The sequence below is a fragment of the Nitrospirota bacterium genome, assembly GCA_030684575.1.
Classification (GTDB): domain Bacteria; phylum Nitrospirota; class Nitrospiria; order Nitrospirales; family Nitrospiraceae; genus Palsa-1315.
This window is the reverse complement of the sequence record JAUXVD010000022.1, coordinates 42,557-69,069: the sequence shown is the minus strand read 5'-3', so window position 1 is coordinate 69,069 and position 26,513 is coordinate 42,557. Positions and strand designations below refer to the sequence as shown.

The window sequence follows — 26,513 nt, the reverse complement described above, 5'->3', positions numbered from 1 at the left end:
ACTCCCGCCTGTACATCTTTGAACACGTAGACCATTCATGCGCAATATGCACATCTCGATGGCTCTCACCAGGCACCACCGTGCTCCCTCTTCGTTATGACGCCACCCCCATCGAATACCGACTTTTCAGCATTGTCTTCCAGTGAGCTCTTAACTATCGTCACACAGTTTGCGTCAGACCTGGGCACGATGACAGACCTGCCCACCATCGGCAATCGCATTATCCAAGAACTCTGTCGAGTAGGGATGACGACCCATGGTGTGTTATTCGTCCTGGACCGCGAACACGAATGTTATCGCTGCGCCAACATGGTTGGGTCGGATACCCTCGCCTGTATTCCTCCAACGATGGCCGTGAGCCATCCCTTGCCTCACCACCTGCTCGCCACCAACCGGATCATGGCACAGGTCGACTCGGCGATCGACCTCCAAGACCCCGACTTCGGAGCCGACGCATGCAGGGCGCTGGAATCGATGCAGGCCTCCCGCATCGTGCCGCATCTCAACAAAGGCCGTCTCATTGCCTTCAGCGTCCTCGGCGCAGCAGTCCCTCTCACGACAGGACAGCCGCTGAATAAGACCCTGCTCGCCGCACTGGCACAAACTGCGACTAATGCACTCGACACCATTGTGCTGTACGAAGACCTGCATCGCTCACACACACTGATGAAGCGGACGGATCGGCTGAAATCCCTTGAGACGATCGCCGGCGGCTTCGCTCATGAAATCAGAAACCCCCTCACCTCGATTAAAACCTTTATCCAGTTGGCCCCTGAACGAAAAGATGACCCGCAATTTATTCAGGAATTCAGCAAAGTCGTGCTCGACGATGTGTATCGAATCGAGCGATTGATCCAGGAAATTCTCGACTACGCCCGGTACATGGAACCCAAACTGACGGACGAAGACTTCAACGATCTTGTCGCCTCCTGTCTCTATTTCATCGACGTGAAGGCGGACAGCCGTGGGATCAAGATTGAAAAAGAGTTGGCGTCTGACCTGCCTCGTGTCATGCTGGATCGACAACAGATCAAGCAGGTCCTGCTCAATCTCCTCCTCAATGCCATAGACTCGATGGCAGGGGCGGGTGGGCGGTTACGTGTTCAAACCAGAACAGTGGTGAAGCCGGGAGGGAACGTCTGGGCCCACATCGAGATCGAGGATACCGGTGAGGGAATCCAAGAGATCAATCTCGAACATATTTTTGACCCATTTTTCACGACCAAACACGAAAGCGGAGAACACGAAGGAACGGGACTCGGCTTGACGATTGTCCATCAAATTATTCAAGAACATCACGGCGAGATCCGGGTAAAGAGTGCAGTCGGTATCGGTACGACGTTTTTCGTGAGCCTACCGGCCTTGCCCGCATAATCGCCAACACCCAATGGACACCAGCATGAAAAAGCGAATCCTGTTGATCGATGATGAGGCCCGGGTTCGGGCCTCATTGAAAGCGGTACTCGAGCCAGCCTACGAAACGATCCAAGCCGCAGACGCCCAAGAGGGACTCGAGCTCTTCCGCAAGGAAGCGCCCCATCTGGTCCTCCTCGACGTCATCCTGCCTGGCACCGACGGGCTGGCGTTACTCCAAACCATACGCGCCGAAGACCGGCCGGCGCCGGTCATCATGCTGACTGGCACCAAGTCGGTAAAAACTGCCGTCGACGCCATGAAGTTCGGCGCCGCTGACTACCTCTCGAAACCCTTCGACGTAGAAGAGCTCCGCATCATTGTCGATCGCGCACTCAAGGATCACGAACTCCAGCGGGAGGTGAAACAGCTCCGCGCGCAAGTCGTTCGACGGTATGCCTTTCACAATCTGATCGGCAAGAGCCCGTCGATGCAAGACATCTACACCAAAATCGAACAAGTCGCCGACAGCCGCACCACCGTGTTTATTTCCGGAGAGAGCGGAACGGGAAAGGAGCTGGTCGCGAAGGCGCTCCATTACAATAGCGGCAGGCGCGAACGGCCCTTCATCGCGCTCAATTGTGCCGCCCTTCCCGAAACGCTCATCGAGAGTGAGCTCTTCGGCCATGAGAAAGGCTCGTTCACGGATGCCACAGCCCGCCGAGTCGGACAATTTGAACTCGCGAATACCGGCACGCTCTTCCTCGACGAGATCGGCGACCTCAGCGCCATGACACAAGCCAAGCTGCTGCGCGTCTTGCAAGAACGAGAATTCACCAGAGTCGGCGGGGTGCAATCCATCAAGGTGGATGTGCGCATCGTCACCGCGACAAACAAGAATCTTGAAGAACTCGTTCGCAAAGGACAATTCCGCGAAGACCTCTACTACCGTATCAACGTCATTGCGCTGTATTTGCCTCCGCTCCGTGAACGGGGTGAAGATGTCCCCCTCCTCGCCAAACATTTTCTGGCAAAGCGCATCGAGGAAGAAAACCGTCCGCCTCAAGAATTTTCCAAAGATGCCGTCGACCTTCTCTCCCGCTATCCCTGGCCTGGCAATGTGCGGGAAATGGAGAACATCATCGAGCAGGCATTCATTTGGTCCAAGGGGTCTGACACCATCACCCCCGAACATCTCCCGACCATCCTAAAGAACGATACTCGCTCCACCTCACTGCGCGATGACACCCTCGCAGGGCGACTATCGCTCGAAAAAGCCGTCATGGAATTCGAGCGCGAAATTATCTTGGATGCCCTGAAACGAACAGGATATGTCCAAACTCATGCCGCCAACCTGCTCGGAATCAGCCGCCGGATGCTGAAATACCGCATGGACACGTTGGGAATCGGCCGGCCAGACCAGGAAGTCAACGCCGAACCTCAGGCCATAGTGCAGGAATAGCACAGTTCTTCAGCCTACTGCGTCATTTTTGCACGATTTGGCTGACGCTTTTTACGCTATATACGTAGTCTTTTGCTCAATGGATCTACATATGGGCTACCGTGCATCGCAAGCCACATCGGGTTGATGCCAGTAGCTAACATACTGAAATGGAACGGAATTTGCTTTAAATACCGCCAATGGCTTTGACGGTGCGCGGTTAGCGGGAGAGGACATCTATGACCTTACCTGTGAATCCTGAGTCGGCGAAGAATGTGCCGACCTTGCTCGTGATCGATGATGAAGCAGGACCTCGTGACGCCCTTTCAGCTATTCTCAGACCTTTCTTCAAAATCCACGCCGCAGAATCAGCGAATGCCGCTCTTGACGTGCTCAACTCCGAGCCGATAGACCTCATTACACTCGATCAGAAACTTCCAGACCGCCAAGGATTAGATCTCCTTCAAGACATCAAACATGACCATGCCGACGTTGAAGTCATCATGGTCACCGGATACGGGAGCCTGAAATCCGCCATGGAAGGGATTCGCCAAGGCGCGGCAGGCTATCTGCTCAAGCCCTTCAATGTCACGGAACTGCTTTCTCTCGTCAACCAAACTCTCGAGAAGAAACAACGGCTCGACTTCCTCAGACATTTCCTCAGAACATCGACCGGACTCTGGGGAACAGAAGCCGAGGGCGCGCAGGCGTGGAAGAAATTATTCGTGGGATACCAGGCGATCGGAAAGCCGACGCCAGAGCCGGCATCCGGCTGTGAATCCATGCCAAGCCAGCTCCTCCCTCTGCTCTCAGACCTGCTCGAGGCCAAAGATCGGCAGCTGCTCAACCACTGCAGCCGAGTCAGCTTCTACGCGACCCTCTTAGCCAACCGCATCAACTTAACGCCCGCTGAGCAAAAGTCTCTGGCATTGGGCGCATTCCTCCACGACATCGGCAAGGTCGGACCTGAAACCTATCACTTCGCCGAAGATGAAATCGCGATGGATGGGGAATCCGTCGGCAATCGTCTCCACCCGGAAATGGGCGGGAAACTCGTGTTGCCATTAGGGCTGCCGGCTGAGGTGGGGCAGATCATTGCCTATCACCATGAACGCTGGGATGGCTCAGGTTATCCCTATGGACTGCAGGAAGAAGGCATTCCTCAACTGGCCCGTATTGTATGTCTGGCACAAGCATTCGACCATCTGACCGCGGAGCTTCCCGGCCGAACGCCCCTCTCAATTGATGACGCCTGCCAACAGATGCGTGCGCATGCCGGCACACACTTCGAACCGAAGTTGACCGAACTCTTTACGCATGTGATCCAGGAATGCAAAGCATGCCTTCCGGCAATGGCGACAGCAACAGCCCCTACCGACTAGCCTGACAGCTCGCCCACTCACTCAGACCGTTTCCCCTTCGCCCCCGCAATGAGTTCCGCTGCCGTTTCACGTACTTTTTTCGTAATGGTCAGTCCGCCCAACATTCTGGCGATTTCCTCTTCTCGTCCTATCCCTTTAAGCGCTCGAACCGACGTAGATGTGCGCTGACTCTCCAGTCCCTTTTCTACCAGCAGATGATGCTCCGCTTGAGCAGCAACCTGAGGAAGGTGGGTGATACAGAACACTTGATGGAACGACCCGAGCTTGCGCAACCTCGTTCCCATAGCGGCAGCAACCGCCCCGCCCACACCCGTATCGATTTCATCGAACACCACAACCGGCACCTGGTCCATCTCGGCCAATACAGTTTTGAGCGCCAACATAATCCTCGATAGTTCCCCGCCGGAGGCCACTCGTCCCAACGGCCTCGCTGGCTCACCAGGATTACTTGAGAGCAGGAACTCTGCTCGGTCACGCCCAGACGGTCCAAGCTCTTCATCCGACTCATCACTCGAAACCGTGACCTGAAAAATAGCCTGCTCCATTTTCAATGCGACCAGCTCCGCACCCACGAGCACCGTCATTCGCTTGGCTGCATCCATCCGTTTCTTCGACAGCTGCTGCGCGAGCGTGCGAAGGCGTCCAACCGCTTCGTCCAACCGTACGGTCAACTCAGCGGTACGCTCCTCACGATTTTCCAAGAGCTGCAGCTCCTCCTGCACCCGTCTCCCCGTCGCAAGTACTGCCTCGACAGACCCTCCATACTTTTTCTTCAGTTGCTGGATGAGATCGAGTCGGTCCTCCACAACAGCCAACCGGTCCGGATCGAACTCTAGCTGTTCGGCATAATCGCGCAGCCGTCCGGCAAGCTCTTTGAGCTGGATCGCGGAGTCCTTAGCAACCTGCTCACAATCACCCATTGCTGGGTCGGTCTGAGCCAGCTCTGCAAGGGTCCGTTCGATCCGCCCAAGCCTGGTGAGGACCGCCTGCTCATCCGCCTGCAATTCCACATAGGCCTCATGGGCCAACTCCCTCAGCCGGTTCGCATGGACCAGTCGCTGCCGCTCATGACGAACCCGTTCTTCTTCATCGGGCAGCAAGCCGGCTTGCTCGATCTCCTGCGACTGAAACCGCAACATATCTTCAAGTCGTGCACGATCGACACCTTCATGCTGCAAGGCATCCAACTGCGCGTGGAGATCTTTCCATCCCTGATAGGTCTGCTCGTACCGTCCACGCAACTCATGGAGGCGTCCGAACGCATCGAGGGCATCGAGTTGTTTGGCCGTGACCAACAACGATTGCTGCTCATGCTGACCATGGATATCGACGAGGGTGCCCCCGAGTTCTTCGAATACACGAAGGGGACAGAGGTTGCCGTTGAGGTACACGCGATGGCGACCGGATCGGGAGAGGACACGCCGAAGAATCAGTTCGGACTCGTGCTGACCGATGAGGTCTAGCGACCGCAATCGTTGGAGGAGTGGATGGGTGTCCGGGAGGTGGAACGATGCTTCGAGCTGAGCCTCATCTTCACCAGTACGAATCTGGTCGGTGGAGGCCCGTCCACCGACCAGCAACGCAATCGCATCGATGAGGAGAGATTTGCCAGCCCCGGTCTCCCCGGTCAGGACGATAAACCCTGACTGGAATTGGAGACTGAGCTGCTCAATGAGCGCGAAATTGACGATGCGCAACTCGGAGAGCATTGCGGCAGGTGACTACATTCCTAGGCTGAGCCGGCTGGTTGCGCCAGCAGGGAATCGATCATTTCTTTGAACTGCCGCTTGGGTCGTGCGCCAACGAGTTTTTCCACGACCTGGCCGTTCTTGAAAAACAGAATCGTCGGGATACTCATGACCTGATAGCGGCCTGCCACTTCCGGATTCTCATCGGTATTGAGCTTCCGCACCTTCATTTTCCCGGCATATTCTTTAGCCAATTCCTCGATAATCGGAGCGACCATTTGGCAGGGGCCACACCAAACCGCCCAGAAGTCGACCATCACCAGTTCAGTGGACTTCATGACATCGGCATCCCACGTTCCATCTTCAACTTTCAGTGCATCACCAGCCACGTCGTATTCCTCCTTCGCTGAGTACGGGAATAAATTTCAAATCGATAGGGCATCGTATACCAGCCCTCTTCGGGGAGTCAAATCCATCGAGCCGATGCGCGACGCGCCGCGCGCGGCTCCACGGCACCATCGACTCACCGGGCCACCCCTCCCATTCCAGTCTGGGGCAGAAGCGACTGTGCCCTTCCATATGGCCCACCTGGCGCGGCCCAGGGCAGACCTTTCTCCCCTACAAGCAGCGGGCTGAGAATACTTCGGAGCACCGCTGTACCGAAGTTTTCCGTCCAACCAATGCCCGTCAGGCTCAACATGAAGTTGTACTGCGCACGGTCTGGGAACTGTAGATAGTAGAGCCCCAGAGACCAACATTTGCAGGGATTCTGGTAGAGCGCAACCACATCGTATTCAGGGCTCTTGCCGTTCTTCACATCGTAGTAACCCTTGGCGCCGATCGTCCAACCCCAGGGCGTTCGAAACCCACCGCCTGCCGTGACAAACTGGATCTCTGTCGTCGGGGCATAGACCTCATTGAACGAAATGGGATTCCAGATGTCCCCACGTCGGACACGGTTTCCGTCGCGAGAAAATCGCTGTCCGACCTCCATATACCAGTAGTTCGACTGCTGCACCCGAAGGTCGGTATTGAATTGACTCACCGTGGATCGGTAGGGATCGATAAACGTATCGATGGTCAGATACTGATTGAGGGCCGGCTGCTGACCGGGGACAACCCCGGCGCCACGACCGAATGCGGCTCCTGCTAACTGAGCCGGCGTGAACTGCGGCGTCGTATTACCGATCACGGCCCGCATCCAGAGGTCGGACAGTTTCTTGCCGTCAATGGCCACCGTCGCCGGCTGCAGCGGTTGCGTAATCGATCCGAGCTGCGGAGAGGCCCCCGGAGTAAAATCACGCGCTCTCGTTTGCGTCGCACCCACGTGATAACTCTGCGCCATCGTGAAATCCAGCCAATTAAAACTGCTGCTGCCCGCTTGTTCCAGCAACCGGCTGCGGAGGGCATAGGTCAGCAAATTCTTCTTCGGCAGATCGTCCACCTGATCGATCTGCGTAATCTTCGACTGATCCGTAGGCGGCACATACTCGTAGACGACGCTCGGTTCGAGCGTATGCAGGAACGAGCCACCGTCTTTCACTCCGAATCGTCGACTGAGTTTCGAGGTTGCGTCAAGGCCGGCCCACAACGTCTCTCGATGCTGACTATTACTCGACTCAACGCCGCGAGTGTAATAGACCTCCCGGACCTTCACTTGCGGTGTCAGCCCGATGATGTGCCCCAAGTCGATGACATCGGTGGTGAGACCGGGCATCACATCCACCCGGTTGAGCGTAAAGCCCTGCTCACGATAGAAGTTCACATAATTACTGTCCAACCCAAGGAGCAGCGGCGAGTTGAAGAGCGACAGGTTGGGAAGGCTATAGCCGGTTTCCGGCAACCGCTGGAACGTATCCTTACCTCCCGCCTGGAGAGGCTGCAGGTATTGACCGAGAAAATAGAGGTTCCCATAGGGCAGCCGCTGCGTGGCTAAGATATTATTCTCACTGCTCGGGAGCGCCCGTTGAGCACCTGAGTTGCTGAGTTGCTGCAGGTAGTTTGGATCGGTCACAAAACTTATCTGAGCGCGCAGCAACAAATCCGGCGTGAACTGCTGGGTATGGGTCCCGGCGATGAGGGCGCGGGATTGTGACGCGCTGCCCCCGTTATCGGTGACGCCTGACACATTCGGCAATTTCGTCTGCTGCAGATAACTGATAAACCATTGCCCTCTCGATTTCTGGTCCAGGACATAGCGATACTCGAAATCGCTTCCATAGCCGAGACTGCTGTAATACGAAGGAGAGATCGTCAGATCCTGGCTGGGATTGATGGCCCAATAAAAACTTTCCTGGAGGTGCGTCCCGAATCGATTGTCGTACCCGATATTCGGAATGAGAAACCCACTCCGTCGACTGGAGAGCGGATAGGTCATCGTGGGAATCGGAACCACCGGAACATCGTTCACACAGAGCCATCCGCCGGTAAAGCCCACGTGATCGCCCGCATTCAGATCAAGATCTTTAAACTCAAACCGCCAGGCCGGCGTCTCACCCTCCTGCGCATCGCAGTTCGTAAACCGGCCCTCTTTCACCCGATAATGGTCTTCTGAAAACCGCTGCATGAGGCGACCCTCGACTGAGGTATTCGAGGCTTTGAGATAGACCCGCCCATGGGTGACCACCCCCGCTTCGGTATTCACATTGAGTTCCAACCGTTCGGCCGCGAGGTCGGCTTTGGGATCGATGAGCCTGACATGGCCCGTGGCGATCACGACGCCGGGCAAGGCATGAATCGTCATGTGATCGGCCGTGAGACGCATGGTGCCCTGATTCACCACCACCGAGCCATTGGCTTCGTAGGTCTCTTGCTCTTGGAGATAATCGATTCGTTCTGCAGTGATATCGAGCGGGAGCCCACCTGAGGATGTCGCCACTGGAACGGACTTAGCCTGATTCCCCACGGCATGCCCAAGGACCGGGAACAGCAGCCCCACCAGCAACCAACCGGCCAGACACCTGGATAACCGCCTCACCATGCCTGTCATATCAGCCCCGAAGCGGCGACAGTCCACAGCCACGGATCCAGGCCTTACACTCACCCACCAGCATGAGCGAGCCCGTAACGCAGATCAGCCCATCCGGTGTGGCCAGCTGTCTGGCCAAGGCCATCGCCGCACCGAGCGAGGACATGACATGTGAATGCGGCAACACACTATCGAGCGCAGCTCGAAGTTCCTGCGCGGTGAATGAACGGGGAAGATCCGCCTGTGTCAACACGACTTCATCCACCAGGCCCTTCAGCGGCTCGACAAACCCTCGATGGTCCTTATCGCGCATCATGCCAAGGACCAGGACGACAGGGCGGGACGGATGAGATCCGGCATACTCGGTGAGGTAGTGAGCCAAAACCCTGGCGGCAGCGGGATTATGTGCGCCATCCAGCAGGATCGTCGGATCGTGATCGACCACCTCCAATCGCCCGGCCCAGTCGACCGCCAGCAAGCCCGCCCGTACCGCTTCAGCCGTGACCGCAATCCCTTGAGGGGATGCCGCACCCAAAAGCGCCAACGCACAGGCCGCGTTATCCAGTTGATGTCGCCCCTCTAAGGCACAGGCCAATTCGTCATAGTGAACACCCATGCCGCGATAGGAAAAGTCCTCAGGCCCCGTCCCCTCTGTGTGAAAGTCTTCTTGCAGGCGAAACACCGGAGCTTGCCGCTCCTTAGCCACCTGCTCGATCGTGCGCCGTGCCTCATCATCCAGCCGCCCCAGCACCACCGGCACCCCCTGTTTGATAATGCCGGCCTTCTCGAACGCGATCGAGGCGAGTGTGGTCCCCAGATATTCCTGATGATCGAGGCCAATCGTCGTCACCGCACAGGCCAAGGGAGTCACGACATTCGTCGCATCGAAGCGCCCACCCAACCCGACTTCCAGCACGGCCACATCCACCCCTGAGTCGGCAAAGTGCTGAAACGCCATCGCCGTCGTATATTCAAAGAAGGTCGGCGACAGGTCCGGTTGACAGAAGGTCTGAATGCGTTCGGTCAATTGTGTCACCTGCGACTCCGCAATCATCTCGCCGTTCACGCGAATCCGCTCTCGAAACTCCACGAGGTGAGGCGAGGTATAGAGCCCCACTCGATACCCTGCTGCCTGCAATATCGCGGCAGTCATGGCCGCAGTGGAGCCCTTTCCGTTCGTCCCGGCGATATGCAGCGTGCGGTACTTGCTCTGCGGCATCCCGAGTCGCCCCATCAGGGACGTCATCGTCTCAAGACCCAATTTAATGCCATGCTTTTGCAGGCGAAAGAGAAAGCTCACGGCAGACAAATAGGTCATGGTGTGATCAGGCAGGATGGAAGGTTAGCCCGGATAGGTCATAGGGGAACCAGGCTTAAAAGTGGGCCACGAGTGTGCTTAAGGTTTCCTTCAGTTGCTTGCGCTCCACGATCATATCGATCATGCCATGCTCGAGCAGAAACTCTGCGCGCTGAAACTGATCCGGCAACTGCTGCTTGATGGTCTGCTCAATGACGCGGGGCCCGGCGAAGCCGATCAGCGCTTTCGGTTCGGCAAGAATCACATCGCCCAACATGGCGACGCTCGCGGTGACGCCTCCGAACGTGGGATCGGCTAACAAACAAATAAACGGCAATTTCGCCTCGCCCAGCTTGGCAACCGCGGCAGAGGTCTTGGCCATCTGCATCAGGGAAAGAATCCCCTCCTGCATCCTGGCGCCTCCGGAGGTGGTAACCAGGATCACCGGCAAGCGGGTTTCCAGCGCGCGATCAATCGCCCGGCAAATTTTTTCGCCGACCACCGATCCCATGCTGCCGCCCATAAAACTGAAGTCGAAGACACACAGCACCACCCGGCGACCGTTCATCATCCCCTCGCCGATCACCATGGCGTCTTTGCGGCCGGTCTTCTCCTGATGCGCTTTGACCCGATCCTTGTACGACTTCGTGTCTTGAAAACTCAGGGGGTCCAAGGGGCCGAGCTCCGCATCCCATTCTTTGAATGAGCCGAAGTCGACCAAGAGCGCAATGCGCTCCAAGACGGAGATGGGAAAATGGTAATCGCACTTCGGGCAGACCTTATTGTTCCGTTCAACCTCTTTACGATAGACGATCTCCCGGCAATGATTGCACTTGAGCCACATGCCCTCCGAAAGCTTGGATCGTTTCGGGGCCTCCGCCTCAGTCGTTTTTTGTTTTTTAAACCAAGCCATAACGCGCTCCTCTTAGTCGCAAGCGGGACTCGTTATTCGCGCGAGACTGTCGCGAAAAGCGGGACAGGTCGGAAGTGTCATCTTTGCGAGTCGCGCGTTTCCCGCCAGTCTCGCCCGTCTCACTCACCAATACGAACGACACACGAAGAGAACGGCAGAATACCATAGCCGCCCATATGACGCACGTAGATTTCCCATCGATGACCGTCACGATACGGGAGTCAAAAGGGTTGACCGCCGAAGGCGATCTGGAACATCAGGGCGAGTCCAACGGCCACACTCCCAAGACTTGCCAACCCCTGGACCGCGAGAAACAGGGGACGGCTGAAGTTCAACGACCACAACATGGGAAGACTCACGACGATCCCGACCAACATCATACCCAGGATCGAACCAACACCGAATACCGCAATATAGATGAGCCCTTCCGACACCGACCGCGCGGAGGACAACACGATCATCAACAGCGCGGCCGACCCGGCCAGACCATGGGCCATACCGATACAGAATGGCCGAACGGAGTCGCGCCACCAATGTCCATGTCCGTGATCTTCTACCAACGCATGACTATGTAAATGCACATGCGGCGCACCGTCATGGGCATGTGTATGCACATGCCAGCGCTCCCGGAGCAATCGCACCCCGAGCATGCCACCGAGCAACACGAGCATCGCACCGACGCCGAACTCAGCCGCCAACGCCACAGATTCAGGAATCGGCACACGAAACACCAAGACCACCGCCCCGACCAGTAACAAGACCACCGTATGGCCCAGCCCCCAGCTGAATCCAATCATGCCGGACGCAGGCAACGAGGGCCGCTGCGCCAGCACCGTGGAAACGGCCGCTAAATGGTCTGAGTCCAAGGCATGGCGAAGCCCCAGCACAAACCCGAGTCCTACGATTGTGAGGAATTCAGTATCCAGCATGAGCCATCGACAAGATTTGGCCCCGTGGCAGAGGTCGGCAGCCAGGTGGGACGTCAACCGCCGCGGGCATGCATTTCGAGATGGGGATCTTCGCGGAGCTTCTCAATACCGATGAGCCCCCCGACACGCAACCCATCCCGCTCGAGCGCCTTGCGGTCCTCTGCGCCCCGGTCGCGGCGGCCTTCCCAGCCGGCCCGAATCACCGCGCGCATCTCGTCATCCGAGGCGCCGGCGCGGAGTGGCTTGCGCAGATCCGTTCCCGCCGTCGCGTACAAACAGCGGTACCACATACCGTCGGCCGTGACCCGGCTACGATCGCAGGTTGCACAAAACGGCGTGGTCGTTGACGGGATGATCCCAAAGGTCGTCCCGTCCGGCAACAGAAACCGCTGAGCCGGCGCAGTGCCCCGCTCCGGCATCGGCTCGATCGTCCCGTAATGCCCGCTCAGCAGCGCCAGCATCTCGGCTCGGGACAATACTTTCTGTTGCGACCATTCGTTCGCCCCGCCGACGTCCATATATTCGATAAACCGCACTTCCGCCTGCACACGTTTCCCGAACTCGATCAGCGCAACCAGCTCATCGTCATTGAACCCCTTGATCGCCACCGTATCGAGCTTCAAGCCAGTGAATCCCGCGCGACCCACCGACGCAATTCCTTCCATCACACGCGCATACTCATCACGACGAGTCAGTTGTCGAAATCGTTCCGGCCTCATGGTGTCGAGGCTGACTGTGACGCGGTGGAGGCCTGCCTCATACAGCGCTTCAACCTGATCAGCCAACAGAATACCGTTCGTGGTCAGGGCGATGTCCGTGATCCGCCTGTTTTGGAGCAGCATGCGGATCAACCGGGGCAAATCACGCCGGAGCAAAGGCTCTCCACCGGTCAGCCGCACCCGATCCACGCCGAGGTCGGTGAAATAGCCCGTCAGGCTCGCCATTTCCTCATGGGTCAGCACATCCTCGCGCGGCAGCCAGACATAGTCCTCTTCCGGCATGCAATACTTGCAACGGAGGTTGCAGCGATCTGTCACGGACAGACGCAAGCTGCGAAGCGGTCGGCCGAACGTATCGCCGACAGGCACCACCGAATCGCTGGCTCCTACTGGATTCACAGGCGTCCCCTTCCCCTCAGCATAGGATTCACGACTGCCCTCGTCACGCCTCTAGGGATGCTCCTCAACCCAGACTTCACCTTCCGGCGTATGTTCGAGTTTCCAGATCGGCGTGATCTGCTTCAATTCACTGATCGCCCATTCGCAGGCACGAAACGCCTCAGCCCGATGCTCGGCACCGGCAATGATCAACACGATGTTCTCACCGATCGTGATCTCGCCATACCGATGGATGATCAGAAGCTCCAGAATGTCGAAATCTTTCAGCCCCCGCTCGCGAATCTCGCGGAGCTTCTTCTCCGCCATCCCTTCGTAATGCTCGAAGGTAATGCTGTCGACATCCCGCCCTTTCGAACGATCCCGGGCAATTCCGAGAAACGTCGCGATCCCCCCGATCCGCTTCGATCGGCTCTTGACCCGGTCGAGCTCTCGATCGATGGAAAAGTTCTCCCGCTGCACCCGAACGAGCTGGCTCTCATCTATTGGTTCCATCCCAGATCCACCTGCAAAGGGAGGCAATAATGCGATCTCATCGCCGTCCCGAATTTCCATGTCCTCGTGGGCAATCTCCTGATTGACCGACACCAGGACCTTCTTGGTATGAATCAACTCCCCGATCTGCGGATATCCGTCATCAAGAAGCTCAACCAAATCTTTCACTCGTCGCCCATTCGTCAATGCCAGCGAGAGAGAGCCTTGATTCCCTGCCAACATCTTCGTCATACCGAATAGCTTAATCGTGACCATAATAGCTCAGCCTGGCCTCGTGTACGTTCCAGACTTGCCGCCTGACTTTGAGAGCAAACATACATCACTGAAACTCATCCCTCGATCGACTGCTTTGCACATATCGTAGATGGTCAATGCCGCCACGGTAGCCGCCGTCATCGCTTCCATCTCGACCCCGGTTTGCCCCGTGGTTTTCACCGTGGCGAAGATGCTGATGGCACAGAAGCCTGCGTGGTTTGGCTGGGATTCTTCTTTGAAGGAGATATCGACGCTGGTGATCAGCAGTGGATGGCACATGGGGATGAGGTCCGGGGTCCGCTTGGCCCCCATCACGCCGGCAACCTGCGCCACGGACAGGACATCGCCCTTGGCGATCTTGCCCTGCTGAATCTTTTCAAGGGTTTCTGGAAGGAGAAAAACCGTAGCCTGAGCCGTAGCGACCCGCTCGGTCGAATGTTTGGCGCTGACGTCGACCATCCGCGCCCGGCCTGACTCGTTGAAATGCGTAAATTCTGCCATTTTTTAGCTAAATCAGCGCGTTACGACTCAATCCTGGTGGGGATTATAGGAGCCGGGGTAAAGGGCAGTCAATAGAGGGGCAGGGTGGCCTGGATGGTCCCTTTCGCTCGCTGAACGCGCACGATGAAACAGTGCTCGTTCAATGCGCGCGGTGTGGGACCTACCAAGCTGCCTCCCCTCACACAAGAGAAAGAACGCACGATATTGGGGAAACACCCTGCCGGCGTACAGTAGATACGCACTTGGATCTGCAGTAAACTTGCCTACAACGGATTGCTGAGACTGCCTTGCTACGTGGAATCCGGCTACCTTAATTATTATGGGAAGCGCTCGCAACCGGGGCTTCGCGAAAATGATCGACTCACGAGCATAAATTATATAGGGATGCAATACGCATGATAAGCAAAGAATTGTCATTCGACCTTCCATTACCATGGCTACAGAAAAAGTTTGAAACCTCGCAAATCGGAGCCATCAATTTCCTGGTCGGCCCCAACGGCAGCGGGAAATCAAAATTCGCAGGAACGCTGCAATCCCATCTGCCCAATGTGCGTATGCTCGGAACGGATCGGCTCAGTGGCATGGAGCAGATCAGTGCGCTGAGAAATTCTTTTGGCGACCATTTCTCTGCCGGGCTTGCCAAGAACCATTTCAGCATATTGAAGCAAGCAGGTCTCCAGGGGTCAGGAATCGATACAATCATACTTCTAGAAGAACGGATGGATCTCCGCATTCAGATCGAGGCGACACTCAGCCATCTGTTTAATCGAAAAATCTATCTCGAATGGGACTCAGGGAGTCTTCTTGCACGGGCTGTACTAGGAGAAACCGGCAGCTCCTACAGGCTTGACCGCGATGAATGTCATGGAATCAAGGAACTGCTTGTCCTCCTGACGCATTTATATAACAGCGAACATCCATATTTGATTATCGACGAACCGGAGCTCAACCTACACCCTCAATATCAAGCGTTCTTCATGCAAGAAGTACGCAAGGTTGCAGGTGACCCGAGCACGGACAAGAAAAAGAAGATTGTTTTTCTGGTCACGCATTCCCCCTTTATCCTCGACTTTCGATCTGTCGAGGATGTGAAGTCTGTTATTTCGTTCACCCTAAACCACTCAACCCCAAACCATATTCTCAATCTTGGTCCCGATGCGACAGCGAAACTCTCCTCATTGGTACCACGATTAAACGTGCACCATAAACAGCTCTTCTTCTCCGATAACCCAATTTTCGTCGAGGGAACTCTAGACGCTCAGCTCGTTGGAACTATGCAGGAAGCGCGCGGCGTATCAGTTGCTGGGGCAGGAAGCTGCATTATCGACGCTGGTGGTTGCGAGGAAGTGAATCGCTACTTAGATTTATGCATAGCCTTTGGCAAGAGTGCCCATTTCTTGTACGACCTCGATAGCCTGTTCGGAGGCAATCTTCGAGCCTGTGTGAAGAGAGACGGTTCGGTGCAGAGCTTTTTAGTAGCTGCGGGTGTAGGGAACGACTTTTCAAAGTACTGCGGGGAGTTGGATAGCAAATTAACGGGCGTGGTTGATCAACTTCTCGCGGTCAATCATATTTCGCAACCACTGGCGCGATTGGTGGAGTTCCTCAAAGGGTTGGGGCCGAGAGCACAATGGAATGGGAAACAATGGGCAAAAGCCCGTGTATCGGTAATGACAGCAATTAGTCGTAATCGATCACCTCTAATCGCTGCAACGTCTCAGGCAGATGTCGAAGACATTGAGGGACGATTAAAGCAGATTGTGGCTGCATTAAAACGAAAAAATGTCATTCTCTTGCCCGGCGGAACGCTGGAAAGATACCTGCCGAAGTACACGGGAGACCACTACGCGCTAACAGACGACGCCAAGCGACATGCCGTTGGAGCGGAGATTGAGGAAATGGCGAAAGCCATGACCACTGCGGAATTAGAAGAGAGATACGGGGAACTATTTGAAGCAGTGTGCGCATTACCGTCCAAAGCGAGCGTCGATGTAGAGCGAGTTCTTCGTGATTATTTGAGTGATTACATTCACAACCTACAAATTACGGTCGTGAATAATCCGACCTGGCAGCTACATCAAGTCCGAGCGCACCTGGATACGATTCAACGAGCCACAATCAAGGTCTTTTCTGTTCAAGAACTAATTCGAGTATCCCATAAAGAGTTCAACGCAGTTATCGCAATCGCTGAAATGCTTGGCCAGAAACAACGGCACGTGCACGTAAGCCATCAAACTAATGCTGGCATGGGCGACTTCAAGATCGAATTCACTTAGTCTGCACAAAGAACAAGATTCGGGGCCAAGGGGAAAAGGTACGAATATACGGGGTCGGGCCTAGCAATCCAACACTTCACGGCGCGGCTCCCCCTCTCGTCGTTCGTCCCTTCGGTGAGTCTGATCTGAAACGAAGTACGCTTCACGCTCCACGAACGACGGTCTTTTAAGGGCTCCAGGAGCTCGTTTACCCTCCTGACTTTGGGGAGATCCCGAGCGTATAATGCTCGGCCTGAGCCTCATCCTAGGTGTTGGATAGAAAACTCGCGCTGGAAGGATGCTCAAAAAGGCCGTCCAGCAAGGCCGCAGCCGACGAAAGTACCGGAGGCGTACCCTCAGGGGTACGTTGAGGATGCTTTCAAGGCGAGAACGAAGCTGGCGGCCTTTTTCAGCATCCTGCGAATGGCGGAGTGCTCAAGATGTGCCGTGAACGGCAAAAGGAACTCTCGTGAGCAATGTCGCTAAATTCGATGTGATCCGCCTCTACCTGCGCGAGCAGTTTCCGAAGCATCACATTACCGATTTCGAGGAAGGCACCAGTCGCGCCCATGTCTTCCGGATCGATGGGCCGAATGGGCACCCGCTCCACTACGCGGTCCTCGGGCTCGACTTTCTCCTCGGGCAGACGGCTGAAGGCCTGCAGCAGTCGCTCGCCTCATCCGGCCTGGGAGATAAACTGAAGGAGGCTGGCGCCTCACCGGTGACGATCTCGAAGACAGGGTTCAGCATTGAAGGCACGATTACCGTCGTGTGACCATGGCAGGAAAAATCATTATCGAACGGTTAGAGTTTCAGGGGCGCTGCGGCGTGACGCCGGAGGAGCGCCGACGGCCTCAGCCCTTGGCGGTGGACTTGGAGCTGGAATGCCAGACTGACCCGGCGGCGGCTTCGGATGACATCCGCCAGGCGGTCGATTATGCAGAGGTGGCCGGTCGGATCGTTGAAATCGCCGCAACGCAGGACTGCGCCCTGTTGGAAACGTTTTCCGAACGGCTCCTTACCATGCTCTTTGCCGAGTTTCCCGTCGAACGGGCGAAGATCTGGGTGAGAAAACTGGCCCCTCCGCTGGAGCATGTCACCGGCTCGGTCGGCGTGCAGCTCGAACGGTCCCGCTTGACTCACCGAATTCAGGACATGGGGCCGCCCCCGGCCCGGTTTCTGACGCAGCAACTCCACCGCTTACCGAAGGGCAAGGCGCTCGACGTGGCGGCCGGGTCCGGACGCAACTCGCTCTTTCTGGCCTCACAGGGTTTTCAGGTCGATGCCATGGACCGCGATGAGCAGACTATGGCCCAACTCGCAGCCACGGCCAAGCAGCGGAACCTCCAGAACCTCACGGTCCGCACGGTGGACCTTGAGCGAACGACGGATGAACGGCCCGAGTTTCCGGCACAGACCTACGACGTCATCCTCGTCTTCTTCTATCTCCATCGCGCATTGTTTCCCGCACTCCTCGAATCACTGAAACCCAACGGGGTCTTGATCTACGAAACCTTTACCATCGACAACTATTTGCGCCATCGTCATCCGCGCCGCTGGGAGTTTTGCCTGGCCCATAATGAATTGCTCCGCCTCACATCCAACCTCCGCCTCTTGTCGTACGACGAAGGCGAGCATGACGGCGGCCATGGACCGGATGCGGTCTATACCGCGCAACTCGTCGCCCAACAAGCAGGCCCAAGTAGCCTGCCGCACGAGCCGGCATGAGCCGCATCGATCTCCACCTCCATACGACCCACTCCGATGGCAGCTTCTCGCCGGCTGACGTGCTCCGGTTCGCCCACAAGGCTGGAGTGACCGCGCTGGCCATTACAGACCACGACATTGTGACCGGCATTCCCGAGGCCATCGCTGCCGGGGCTGAGCTGGGCATTGAAATCATCCCCGGCGTAGAAATTAGTTCCCGTGTGGGCAACAGTGAGCTGCATATCCTGGGCTACTGCCTCCAGTGGCAAGACCCCGAACTGAATCGCCGCTTAGCCTCCTTGCGCGAGAGCCGGCATAGCCGCAACCCCCAGATCATCGAACGGCTGCGTGCCTTGGGAATGGATGTGACCTATGAAGAGGTGCGAGCCCTGGCCGGCACGGATGCGGTCGGCCGCCCCCATATCGCGCGGGTCTTGATGGACAAACACTATGTCACGTCGGCAAAAGACGCCTTCGACCGCTATCTGGCAGAAGGGCGCCCGGCCTATGTAGCGCGTGAGCTACCTTCGCCGGCAGATGCCATCGCCTGGATTAGAGCGGCCGGCGGCGTCGCCGTGCTGGCCCACCCCACCTGGGCCAAGGTGTCGGGAGAAAGCCTGAACGCACTCCTGATCGCCTTGAAAGCCGAGGGCCTCGGTGGCATCGAAGTCCACTATAGTAGCCACACGAAGCGACAGACCAGGGAATACCACGACCTGGCCAAGCGGCTGGACTTGCTGATCACCGGTGGAAGCGATTTCCACGGCATCACCAAACCGGATATCGAGGTCGGCACCGGAAAGGGCGGCTTGAAAGTATCCGAGAAATTGCTCGATCCACTGAAAAAGGCTGCCGCACAGGCCTGACAAATAGACCGTTCTCCCCTCCTCTCGTGCTTGCCAACGCCGGCGCGCATTTACCACAATTCGTTGACTCTCCCATCCCATCCGCTACACTTTGAGACGTTCACGAACAGTCTCATAAATTCTTATGTCGAAATCCTGGACTTGGATCGCTCCCTATACCTTTGCCATCTTGGCCGTGCTCCTGGCTGGCCCTTTGCTGAGCAATATGGCCGTAGCCCAATCCGCCACGGTTCCGTACCTGGCGCTCAGTGGGCCTCACGTCATTCGATTGGGCGCAGACCTGCTTGCGCTGACCTTCCTCTGGCTTCTTGCCCTTGCCGCGTCACAGCAGATCCCGGACAATGGACGGGGCTCAAGCTTTCTCCGCAGCCTCGTCCTTCCACTCACGACCCTGATCGTCATCCTCTTCGCCAATAAAGCCTTGAGAAAGGTCGGACTGCCACTCGTTGAGCAGATCGGCTCTGCTCGATTCGCCTCGGGCTATGCCATCGGACTTGTCGGCTCCGGGCTCTGGCTCACGACGGCGTGGCTCATGAACCATCGTTCGCTCTGCAATGCCTTCGACCCCCCCCTCCAGACCAGGCGCCAAGGGGTGCAGGCGTTGGCCGAAGAGGAGGAAGAAGAGCAAGAGACAACAGAGGCTTCGTCGGAACCGAAGAATCACTCCGCTACGTCGACGATCATCACCTCTACCCCCTCCACCCCTGGCATGCTCGGGCGTTATAGGGTCTTGAAAGAACTGGGGCGTGGGGCGATGGGACTGGTCTACCTGGGGAAAGATCCCACGATCCAACGGTTCGTGGCCATCAAAACCATGCGGCTCGACCAGATCGACAACAACGACAAGCTACAAGACATCAAGGCGCGGTTTTTTCGCGAAGCAGAATCCACCGGGCGTCTTTCCCATCCCAATATCGTGACGATCTATGACGCAGGAGAAGAAAACGACCTGGGGTATATCGCGATGGAGCTCATCGAAGGAACACCGCTGAAACAATGGGCCCGGCAACCCAACTTGATGCCGCTCCACGAGGTCCTTCTGATTGTGGCCACCGCCGCGGACGCGCTGGACTATGCCCATCAACAAGGAGTGGTCCATCGCGACATCAAGCCGGCGAACATCATGCTAACAAAAGATCGCATCGTGAAAGTCATGGATTTCGGCATTGCAAAAATCGCTTCGAGCAGCAAGACACAGACGAATATGGTGATGGGCACACCGACGTACATGTCCCCGGAACAAATCTCCGGAAAAAAAGTGGACGGTCGATCGGATATTTTCTCGCTCGGCGTCGTGTTGTTCGAACTCCTCACGGGGCAACCGCCGTTCACCGCCGATAATTTGTCGGCTCTGCTGTTCAGCATCGCCCATCACCCGCATCCTGCCATTCACACCTTGCGGCCGGATCTTCCCCCGATGGTGCAGGAGATCGTCGATCGGGCATTACAGAAAGAATTGCCTCACCGGTATCGGCGTGCGGACGAATTCGCGCGCGAGCTCCGTGCCTGCTTACAGAGTCTCGCGGCCTAAGGGAGGTGTCGTCTGTCCTTCGAACGAGTGCATAGCGCCAAGTCCGATACCGGCCTCAAGCGCCCCCACAACGAAGACTGTTTTGTGGTCGACCCTGCGCTCGGACTCTATGTCGTCTGCGACGGCATGGGCGGCAGTAATGCCGGCGAGGTTGCCAGCGCATTCGCCGTCGAAGCGATTCACACACATCTCACCGACGCCGCCACCAACCCAACCCTTCCACTGATCGGCCCCTGCGACCCTGCGATGTCTGCGGCGGCCAATCGTCTCGCCAGTGCGATCCGGGCGGCGAACGAGGTCATCCTTCGCGAGTCGTGGAGCAGGCCTGACTATGAAGGCATGGGCACCACCGTAGTCGCCGCACGACTCTCAGAAGAAATGCTCGCCATCGCCCATGTCGGTGATAGCCGTCTCTATCTCATCCGAAACGCAGCCATCCATGCCCTCACCACAGACCATTCCTGGGTCGCCGAACAAATGCTCAAGGGGGTCATGACAGAAGAAGAGGCGGAACGATCTCCCCGAAGAAATATCGTGACGAGAGCCCTCGGTGTCGATAGCCGCGTCGACGTTGAACTGACGGAGGTTCCGGTCAAGAGTGGGGACCTGTTATTGCTCTGTTCTGACGGACTCACCCGAGGGGTCCGCCCGAGCGACATACTGCAAGTCCTGAGCGGTTCAGACGACATCCCTGCGCTGTCCGATCGCCTCATCGCCATGGCGAATGAGGCCGGCGGCGACGATAACACCACCGTGATCATCGTGGCCCTCCAGAAAACACTCCATACCGGACTATGGGAGCGGCTCAAACAACGGTTTGTCGCATGACCCATCAGAGGAATCTTGTACGGGAGGCCACATCATGCCAGAAGCGCTGACACAGCCAGCCACATTACTGATCAAACTTCACGGGAAGAGCTCACAGCAGATCGAGTTGACCCATAAGACCGTGACGATCGGTCGAAAGGCCGACAATACCCTCGCCATCGATGACCCAGCCGTCTCGGGGCACCATGCACGGATCGTCAAGATTCAGGCTGTCTTTTTTCTCGAAGACTTGAAGAGCACCAACGGCACGGCCATCAATGGACAACCGATCACGCGCCACCAACTCCAAGACACGGATGTGATTACCATCGGCCAACACCGGATCGTCTTCCAAGAGCAGGCGACAGCCGGTACGATGGCGACTCCCCCATCAGTCGATGTAGATCGAACCATCGCGCTCACAGGATCGAACCGTACCGCCGAGGAACCGTCGCTCAGCGCCAAGATCCTGGTTGTAGCCGGGAAGACCGATCGGTTGGAGTACTCCCTCGGTAAACACGTCTCTCTCATCGGATCACAAGACGGAGCGGCCATTCGGTTGACCGGCTGGTTTGCTCCAAAATCCGCAGCACGCATCGCCCAACGAGGCCAGAACTACGCCATTAGCCCCTCTCAAGGCACGAAGTCGCTACTCGTCAACGGCACAGATGTTGTGGGACAACAGATTCTGAAAGATGGTGACCAGATCGAAGTGGCAGGCGTACGACTCACGTTCTATCTGCTTTCCGGATCCAAACAGGCCGCTCGCTAAGACGCATACGACTATTGAACGTAGAGCGCGCCCTTCGGAAGAGTCTCATAGCATCGGTCTGATACGTCCGGAGCATGCGATTGGAGACATTGGAGAATCTGCCCGCCCCCGGGTACGACGTCGGGGCAAAACCGTTTCACATCCTCATCGCAGGCGGCCATCATCCGGCCTCGATCTTCTTTCCATTTCACAAATCGCTCGCGCACCTGGCTTTGGCAAAGCGGAGACAATTTTCTGGCCCGCTGCTCAAGACAATGCGTGCGTGCAGCACCGTCCTGAGAATCCGGACACAATTCTTCGATCTCGGATTCGCATCTCAATTTCGCGACCTGTGCGGCTTGGGGGTTGAACCGCGTCACTGCGGGAACATCAACGCGTGCACCGGACAACCGTTCCTCCTCTCGCCTCGGCCTGACAACCGTTGAGGTCATCGGAGGCGCACCGGGGATGCTGAGGTCCAACTCAGGCGGCGCAGACACAGGAGACGAAGGATGTGCCACTGGACGGGTCTCAGCCGATACGGCAGACGCAGACAGCTCTTCTTGTGACGGGAAATTAGCCGCCACCGTCCCCCAGACGAGCCCGAGACCAAGAAGAGTCACGGCTCCGGCCATGATCCCGATTGAAGACTGCTGCTGAGCCATGATTGCCCCCTATCTGACCGATCTCAGCATAGGATAAGCCGTGAGAAAAATCGATGAAATGTCCGGTTTTTACGGACGAGGATTTTCGAGAGAGATCGCGCTGGACAGAATAACTGGGAGAAAAAACGGAGGGAGCGACGGTCAGTTCTCGGGTGTCTCGACGATGTGATTCTCGAACCTGGTGCAGCCCTCGGCGAGGAGACGATTAGTGAGCATCTCTCCAGGCCATTCGATCGGCAAATCGGCGGTGAAGACCCAGACATCGGGAGAGGTCCATACGGGACCATGGTCTTCTGGCAGCTCCGGGTCAAACAGATCGGTCCAGACCGGCATGTAAACACCGTTCCCACATTGCGTATGGAGGTGCACGATCGTGCGGGCACGCACGAGGGGATCCAGATCGCGCCAGACCGCTGCGGTCTCATCCGCCAAGCGATGGAGCCGCACGGCATTTTGCGCATCGAACATGGCGTAGGCGGCGTAGACCGGCGCCTCAAGCATATCGGGGGCGAGCGCCAACTCGGGACATTGCTCCACAAGACCTTCAAGGAGCGCCCGTCGATGCCGGTCTTCCAGCGCATCGGGCAGTCCAGAGTCCGGCACCCCGATCAACTCGAAGAAGAGAAAGGCCGTACTCTCGACGGGCGGATAGAGCCGAGCCGCAATCGATGTGGTCCGTTGCGAATCCGCAACTGAGCTCAAATGGTCGTTCAAGCCCTGGAGACTGAGCGGCTCTAGCGTCGAATCGGTCAGGAGGCGCGATTCGACTCGCACCACGGTCCCGGCTGAGAGGCGGAGATGCCGATGCAGCAAGTCTGCCGTGGCGACCGGGTCGATCTTGAGCTTGAGAGGATGGGTCAGATTCGCCTGGAGAGGAAGCTCCAAGGCCGCCATGATGGCATAGGACAGTTTGTCATCGGCCGGCCCATCTATGAGCACAGAGCAGGAGGCCTCTGCGAGGAGATCGAAGAGCCACTCTGCCATGTCCTCATCCAGCGCCGCCAGCACCGTAAGAAGATCGTATTCCCGTCCCTGCTCCAAGAAGGCCTGCAATGTATCGATCGCCGCATCGGTATCGCCATGGTCATGGCGCCGGGCATTGATCAAGTGCACGAGATCTCGGGTGAGGGGGTCGGGGCGAGACCAACTCAACATATCAACAGACTCCTACCGCACAACCGTGCATCATTGGCCCCATGTTGCCAAACTTTCCCTGTGGTAGCAAGCGCTCCAGTGGTTTATTCCCACAGGATCCTGCCCCTTGATGAGACGACATCGGGCTCACGCGCCAATCACCTTTACCAGTACACGTTTTCGCCGCATGCCATCGAACTCTCCGTAGAAGATCTGTTCCCAGGGACCGAAGTCCAACCGGCCTTCGGTAATCGCGACGACAACTTCTCGGCCCATCAGCTGACGCTTAATGTGCGCGTCGCCGTTATCTTCGCCGGTCTCGTTGTGCCGATAGGTCGCGGCCTGAGGAACCAGTATGTCCAAGAAACGGTCATAGTCCTTGAGTAAGCCCGGTTCATCGTCGTTAATGTAGACGCTCGCCGTGATATGCATGGCGTTGACCAGGACGAGCCCCTCTTGGACCCCGCTCTTCTTGACCGCCGCCTCGACCTGTTGCGTGATATTGAGATAGGCGCGCCGCGTCTTCGTTTCGAACCAGAGCTCTTCGCGATAGGATTTCATGGTCGTCGGTCAGTGGAGGTTCATTCTGCCGAACCGGACCGTCAAGATGCAAGCAGGACAAAACGGCAAACATCATCGATCAATCAGATGCGGCGGTATATACTAGAAACATGTCCGTCAAGAAGACGCGCACTCCCTCAAACCCGCCGAAGGTCCCACGGCTGCGCCTTTCAGACCATGCCATGGTCGTCCTCCGCGGACGCTATCTGGGCAAGAATACGACGGGAACGATCGTCGAGACCCCGGCGCACATGTTCTGGCGCGTGGCCACGGACATCGCACAAGCAGAACGACTCTACCCCAGCGCCAGCCGGCTACCCCACGCCGCTCAACGATGGTACGACTGCATGGCCCGTCTCGACTTTCTTCCCAATTCTCCCACGCTGATGAACGCCGGACGTCGGCTGCAACAACTCTCCGCCTGTTTTGTCCTCCCCGTCGAAGATTCCCTCAACTCCATTTATGACAGTCTGAAGCATCAGGCCCTCATCCACCAATCGGGCGGCGGCACCGGATTTTCGTTTAGTCACCTCCGTCCGCACAACGACCTGGTCTCGTCGTCGAGCGGTGTAGCCTCCGGCCCCATTTCCTTCATGCGCCTCTTCAACCTCTCGACGGATATTATCAAGCAAGGCGGGACCAGACGTGGCGCGAATATGGGCATCCTCCGTATCGACCACCCGGACATTCTAGACTTCATTGCGCTCAAACAAACCCCGACCGAAATGACGAATTTCAATCTCTCCGTCGGCATCACCGATTCGTTCATGCAGGCACTCACGCGCCGCCGGACCTACGCCCTGATCAATCCCCGCACCAATAAACCGACGAAACGGCTTCCGGCACAGCTGGTCTTCGATCGGCTCGTCGAAGCCGCATGGACCAGCGGCGAGCCGGGGGTGGTTTTTCTGGACACGATCAATCGGGCAAATCCCACTCCCCGCCTCGGCACCATCGAGTCGACGAACCCCTGTGGCGAACAGCCGCTCCTGCCCTTTGAGTCCTGCACCCTCGGCTCCATCAATGTCGCCAACTTCGTCATGCCCTCGAACGCAGGACCCACCATCGACTTCGTTCGATTAGCCGGCATCATTCCTCTCGCCGTGCGCTTCCTCGACAATGTGATCGATCGCAACCGTTTCCCCCTTCCCCACATCGACCGCATGACGAAGCGCACAAGGAAGATCGGCCTGGGCATCATGGGTTTTGCCGACTTGCTGATCGCCCTCAATATCCCCTACAGCTCCGAGGCGGCCATCCACACAGCCGGCATCCTGATGGAGTTTTTTCAATCTCACGCCCATCGCGCATCCGCTGATCTCGCCACCGAACGCGGCGTCTTTCCTGCCTATCGAGGCAGTCGGCTCCAGACGCTCGGTCAGCGGCATCGAAACGCCACGGTCACCACCATTGCACCGACTGGCAGCATCAGCCTCATCGCCAACTGCTCACCAGGCATTGAACCGCTCTACGGGGTGCAGGAAGTCCGCCGCATCATGGACGGCGTTGTGCTCACCTCCTGTCATCCGGCCTTCGTCCACCGCGCAGAGGCCCTCGGCCTCGATCTCGACGCACTTCAAGCCAACCTCTCGGCGCATCCTTCGATCCAACATATGACAGACATTCCAGAAGAGCTGCGACGCCTCTTCGTCACGGCCCATGATGTCTCGGCCGAGCAGCATGTGCGTATGCAGGCGGTGTTTCAGCGCTCCAGCGACAGCGGCGTCTCGAAAACCATTAATTTACCGGGCACCGCGACCAAATCCGAAGTCGCCGCGGCATTTCTGCTCGCCTATCGACTCAAGTGCAAAGGCCTCACCGTCTTTCGAACAGGTAGCCGGGAACAACAAGTCCTGTCCTGTCACCCTGCGAATCCCTGTTGAGAAGGGCCAGACATCG

Annotated in this window: 23 protein-coding genes and 1 pseudogene; 11 read left to right on the top strand and 13 right to left on the bottom strand. The window is 57.1% G+C overall.

Annotated elements, in window-relative coordinates; genetic code table 11:
- Positions 1-96 precede the first annotated feature (96 nt).
- The 3 genes from Q8N00_16800 (at position 97) to Q8N00_16790 (ending at position 4,176) form a co-directional block, all read left to right on the top strand.
- Positions 97-1,374: an ATP-binding protein gene (locus Q8N00_16800; protein ID MDP2384443.1), complete on the top strand. Its 1,278-nt coding sequence runs from the start codon at positions 97-99 to the stop codon at positions 1,372-1,374.
- Positions 1,375-1,399: 25 nt separating this feature from the next.
- Positions 1,400-2,815, top strand: a complete 1,416-nt coding sequence (locus Q8N00_16795; protein MDP2384442.1) for a sigma-54 dependent transcriptional regulator — start codon at positions 1,400-1,402, stop codon at positions 2,813-2,815.
- Between the two features lie 218 nt (positions 2,816-3,033).
- Positions 3,034-4,176 carry a response regulator gene (locus tag Q8N00_16790; protein MDP2384441.1) on the top strand — a complete coding sequence of 381 codons (1,143 nt, stop codon included), beginning with the start codon at positions 3,034-3,036 and terminating at the stop codon, positions 4,174-4,176.
- 17 nt (positions 4,177-4,193) lie between these two features.
- Here Q8N00_16790 and recN read toward each other — a convergent pair whose 3' ends face one another.
- The 10 genes and pseudogenes from recN to moaC form a co-directional block, all read right to left on the bottom strand.
- Complete coding sequence (gene recN, locus Q8N00_16785; protein ID MDP2384440.1) at positions 4,194-5,885, bottom strand: DNA repair protein RecN; 1,692 nt, start codon at positions 5,883-5,885, stop codon at positions 4,194-4,196.
- A 20-nt stretch (positions 5,886-5,905) separates the two neighbouring features.
- On the bottom strand, positions 5,906-6,253 hold the full coding sequence (trxA, locus tag Q8N00_16780) for a thioredoxin (GenBank protein ID MDP2384439.1): 348 nt from the start codon (positions 6,251-6,253) through the stop codon (positions 5,906-5,908).
- 134 nt (positions 6,254-6,387) lie between these two features.
- Complete coding sequence (gene lptD, locus Q8N00_16775) at positions 6,388-8,844, bottom strand: LPS assembly protein LptD (protein ID MDP2384438.1); 2,457 nt, start codon at positions 8,842-8,844, stop codon at positions 6,388-6,390.
- A 10-nt stretch (positions 8,845-8,854) separates the two neighbouring features.
- Positions 8,855-10,150 carry a folylpolyglutamate synthase/dihydrofolate synthase family protein gene (locus Q8N00_16770; GenBank protein MDP2384437.1) on the bottom strand — a complete coding sequence of 432 codons (1,296 nt, stop codon included), beginning with the start codon at positions 10,148-10,150 and terminating at the stop codon, positions 8,855-8,857.
- 55 nt (positions 10,151-10,205) lie between these two features.
- On the bottom strand, positions 10,206-11,042 hold the full coding sequence (gene accD, locus Q8N00_16765) for an acetyl-CoA carboxylase, carboxyltransferase subunit beta (GenBank protein MDP2384436.1): 837 nt from the start codon (positions 11,040-11,042) through the stop codon (positions 10,206-10,208).
- Positions 11,043-11,263: 221 nt separating this feature from the next.
- Positions 11,264-11,971: an urease accessory protein gene (locus tag Q8N00_16760; GenBank protein ID MDP2384435.1), complete on the bottom strand. Its 708-nt coding sequence runs from the start codon at positions 11,969-11,971 to the stop codon at positions 11,264-11,266.
- A 53-nt stretch (positions 11,972-12,024) separates the two neighbouring features.
- Entirely contained in the window at positions 12,025-13,089 is a 1,065-nt protein-coding gene (gene moaA / locus Q8N00_16755; protein MDP2384434.1) for a GTP 3',8-cyclase MoaA, read from the bottom strand.
- A 51-nt stretch (positions 13,090-13,140) separates the two neighbouring features.
- Positions 13,141-13,581, bottom strand: a complete 441-nt coding sequence (locus Q8N00_16750; protein MDP2384433.1) for a molybdenum cofactor biosynthesis protein MoaE — start codon at positions 13,579-13,581, stop codon at positions 13,141-13,143.
- An 18-nt stretch (positions 13,582-13,599) separates the two neighbouring features.
- Positions 13,600-13,836: pseudogene (locus Q8N00_16745) on the bottom strand (MoaD/ThiS family protein).
- Positions 13,837-13,842: 6 nt separating this feature from the next.
- Positions 13,843-14,337 carry a cyclic pyranopterin monophosphate synthase MoaC gene (moaC, locus tag Q8N00_16740; GenBank protein MDP2384432.1) on the bottom strand — a complete coding sequence of 165 codons (495 nt, stop codon included), beginning with the start codon at positions 14,335-14,337 and terminating at the stop codon, positions 13,843-13,845.
- 395 nt (positions 14,338-14,732) lie between these two features.
- Here moaC and Q8N00_16735 point away from each other — a divergent pair, with 395 nt between their 5' ends.
- The 7 genes from Q8N00_16735 (at position 14,733) to Q8N00_16705 (ending at position 22,275) form a co-directional block, all read left to right on the top strand.
- Positions 14,733-16,613, top strand: a complete 1,881-nt coding sequence (locus Q8N00_16735) for an AAA family ATPase (protein ID MDP2384431.1) — start codon at positions 14,733-14,735, stop codon at positions 16,611-16,613.
- Positions 16,614-17,061: 448 nt separating this feature from the next.
- On the top strand, positions 17,062-17,367 hold the full coding sequence (locus Q8N00_16730) for a hypothetical protein (protein ID MDP2384430.1): 306 nt from the start codon (positions 17,062-17,064) through the stop codon (positions 17,365-17,367).
- Positions 17,368-17,369: 2 nt separating this feature from the next.
- Positions 17,370-18,320, top strand: coding sequence for a dihydroneopterin aldolase (gene folB, locus Q8N00_16725; protein ID MDP2384429.1), 951 nt, complete (start codon positions 17,370-17,372; stop codon positions 18,318-18,320).
- The gene (locus Q8N00_16720; protein MDP2384428.1) at positions 18,317-19,165 is read left to right on the top strand and encodes a PHP domain-containing protein; all 849 of its coding nucleotides are present in this window, start codon (positions 18,317-18,319) and stop codon (positions 19,163-19,165) included. Before folB ends, Q8N00_16720 begins: the two co-directional genes overlap by 4 nt.
- A 124-nt stretch (positions 19,166-19,289) precedes the next feature.
- Positions 19,290-20,696 (top strand): serine/threonine-protein kinase, encoded by a 1,407-nt coding sequence (locus tag Q8N00_16715; protein ID MDP2384427.1) that lies wholly within the window; start codon positions 19,290-19,292, stop codon positions 20,694-20,696.
- A 27-nt stretch (positions 20,697-20,723) separates the two neighbouring features.
- A complete protein-coding gene (locus tag Q8N00_16710) occupies positions 20,724-21,524 on the top strand; it encodes a Stp1/IreP family PP2C-type Ser/Thr phosphatase (protein ID MDP2384426.1) in 801 nt (266 codons plus the stop codon).
- 34 nt (positions 21,525-21,558) lie between these two features.
- Positions 21,559-22,275 (top strand): FHA domain-containing protein, encoded by a 717-nt coding sequence (locus Q8N00_16705; GenBank protein MDP2384425.1) that lies wholly within the window; start codon positions 21,559-21,561, stop codon positions 22,273-22,275.
- An 11-nt stretch (positions 22,276-22,286) separates the two neighbouring features.
- Here the strand turns inward: Q8N00_16705 and Q8N00_16700 are convergent, their stop codons facing one another.
- The 3 genes from Q8N00_16700 to Q8N00_16690 form a co-directional block, all read right to left on the bottom strand.
- Positions 22,287-22,919 (bottom strand): cysteine rich repeat-containing protein, encoded by a 633-nt coding sequence (locus Q8N00_16700; GenBank protein ID MDP2384424.1) that lies wholly within the window; start codon positions 22,917-22,919, stop codon positions 22,287-22,289.
- Positions 22,920-23,060: 141 nt separating this feature from the next.
- Positions 23,061-24,074, bottom strand: coding sequence for a hypothetical protein (locus tag Q8N00_16695; protein ID MDP2384423.1), 1,014 nt, complete (start codon positions 24,072-24,074; stop codon positions 23,061-23,063).
- 126 nt (positions 24,075-24,200) lie between these two features.
- Positions 24,201-24,614 carry a secondary thiamine-phosphate synthase enzyme YjbQ gene (locus Q8N00_16690; protein MDP2384422.1) on the bottom strand — a complete coding sequence of 138 codons (414 nt, stop codon included), beginning with the start codon at positions 24,612-24,614 and terminating at the stop codon, positions 24,201-24,203.
- 110 nt (positions 24,615-24,724) lie between these two features.
- Between Q8N00_16690 and Q8N00_16685 the strand changes: the two genes are divergently transcribed.
- Positions 24,725-26,497 (top strand): adenosylcobalamin-dependent ribonucleoside-diphosphate reductase, encoded by a 1,773-nt coding sequence (locus Q8N00_16685; GenBank protein ID MDP2384421.1) that lies wholly within the window; start codon positions 24,725-24,727, stop codon positions 26,495-26,497.
- Positions 26,498-26,513: the final 16 nt, after the last annotated feature.

Coding starts and splice junctions, on each gene's coding strand:
- Q8N00_16800 (MDP2384443.1), top strand. CDS start 97: ATGACGCCACCCCCATCGAATACCGACTTTTCAGCATTGTCTTCCAGT.
- accD (MDP2384436.1), bottom strand. CDS start 11,042: ATGGCTTGGTTTAAAAAACAAAAAACGACTGAGGCGGAGGCCCCGAAA.
- Q8N00_16695 (MDP2384423.1), bottom strand. CDS start 24,074: ATGTTGAGTTGGTCTCGCCCCGACCCCCTCACCCGAGATCTCGTGCAC.
- Q8N00_16685 (MDP2384421.1), top strand. CDS start 24,725: ATGTCCGTCAAGAAGACGCGCACTCCCTCAAACCCGCCGAAGGTCCCA.
- Q8N00_16705 (MDP2384425.1), top strand. CDS start 21,559: ATGCCAGAAGCGCTGACACAGCCAGCCACATTACTGATCAAACTTCAC.
- folB (MDP2384429.1), top strand. CDS start 17,370: ATGGCAGGAAAAATCATTATCGAACGGTTAGAGTTTCAGGGGCGCTGC.
- Q8N00_16720 (MDP2384428.1), top strand. CDS start 18,317: ATGAGCCGCATCGATCTCCACCTCCATACGACCCACTCCGATGGCAGC.
- Q8N00_16735 (MDP2384431.1), top strand. CDS start 14,733: ATGATAAGCAAAGAATTGTCATTCGACCTTCCATTACCATGGCTACAG.
- Q8N00_16750 (MDP2384433.1), bottom strand. CDS start 13,581: ATGGAACCAATAGATGAGAGCCAGCTCGTTCGGGTGCAGCGGGAGAAC.
- recN (MDP2384440.1), bottom strand. CDS start 5,885: ATGCTCTCCGAGTTGCGCATCGTCAATTTCGCGCTCATTGAGCAGCTC.
- moaC (MDP2384432.1), bottom strand. CDS start 14,337: ATGGCAGAATTTACGCATTTCAACGAGTCAGGCCGGGCGCGGATGGTC.
- Q8N00_16700 (MDP2384424.1), bottom strand. CDS start 22,919: ATGGCTCAGCAGCAGTCTTCAATCGGGATCATGGCCGGAGCCGTGACT.
- Q8N00_16715 (MDP2384427.1), top strand. CDS start 19,290: ATGTCGAAATCCTGGACTTGGATCGCTCCCTATACCTTTGCCATCTTG.
- Q8N00_16770 (MDP2384437.1), bottom strand. CDS start 10,150: ATGACCTATTTGTCTGCCGTGAGCTTTCTCTTTCGCCTGCAAAAGCAT.
- Q8N00_16790 (MDP2384441.1), top strand. CDS start 3,034: ATGACCTTACCTGTGAATCCTGAGTCGGCGAAGAATGTGCCGACCTTG.
- lptD (MDP2384438.1), bottom strand. CDS start 8,844: ATGGTGAGGCGGTTATCCAGGTGTCTGGCCGGTTGGTTGCTGGTGGGG.
- Q8N00_16795 (MDP2384442.1), top strand. CDS start 1,400: ATGAAAAAGCGAATCCTGTTGATCGATGATGAGGCCCGGGTTCGGGCC.
- Q8N00_16760 (MDP2384435.1), bottom strand. CDS start 11,971: ATGCTGGATACTGAATTCCTCACAATCGTAGGACTCGGGTTTGTGCTG.
- Q8N00_16690 (MDP2384422.1), bottom strand. CDS start 24,614: ATGAAATCCTATCGCGAAGAGCTCTGGTTCGAAACGAAGACGCGGCGC.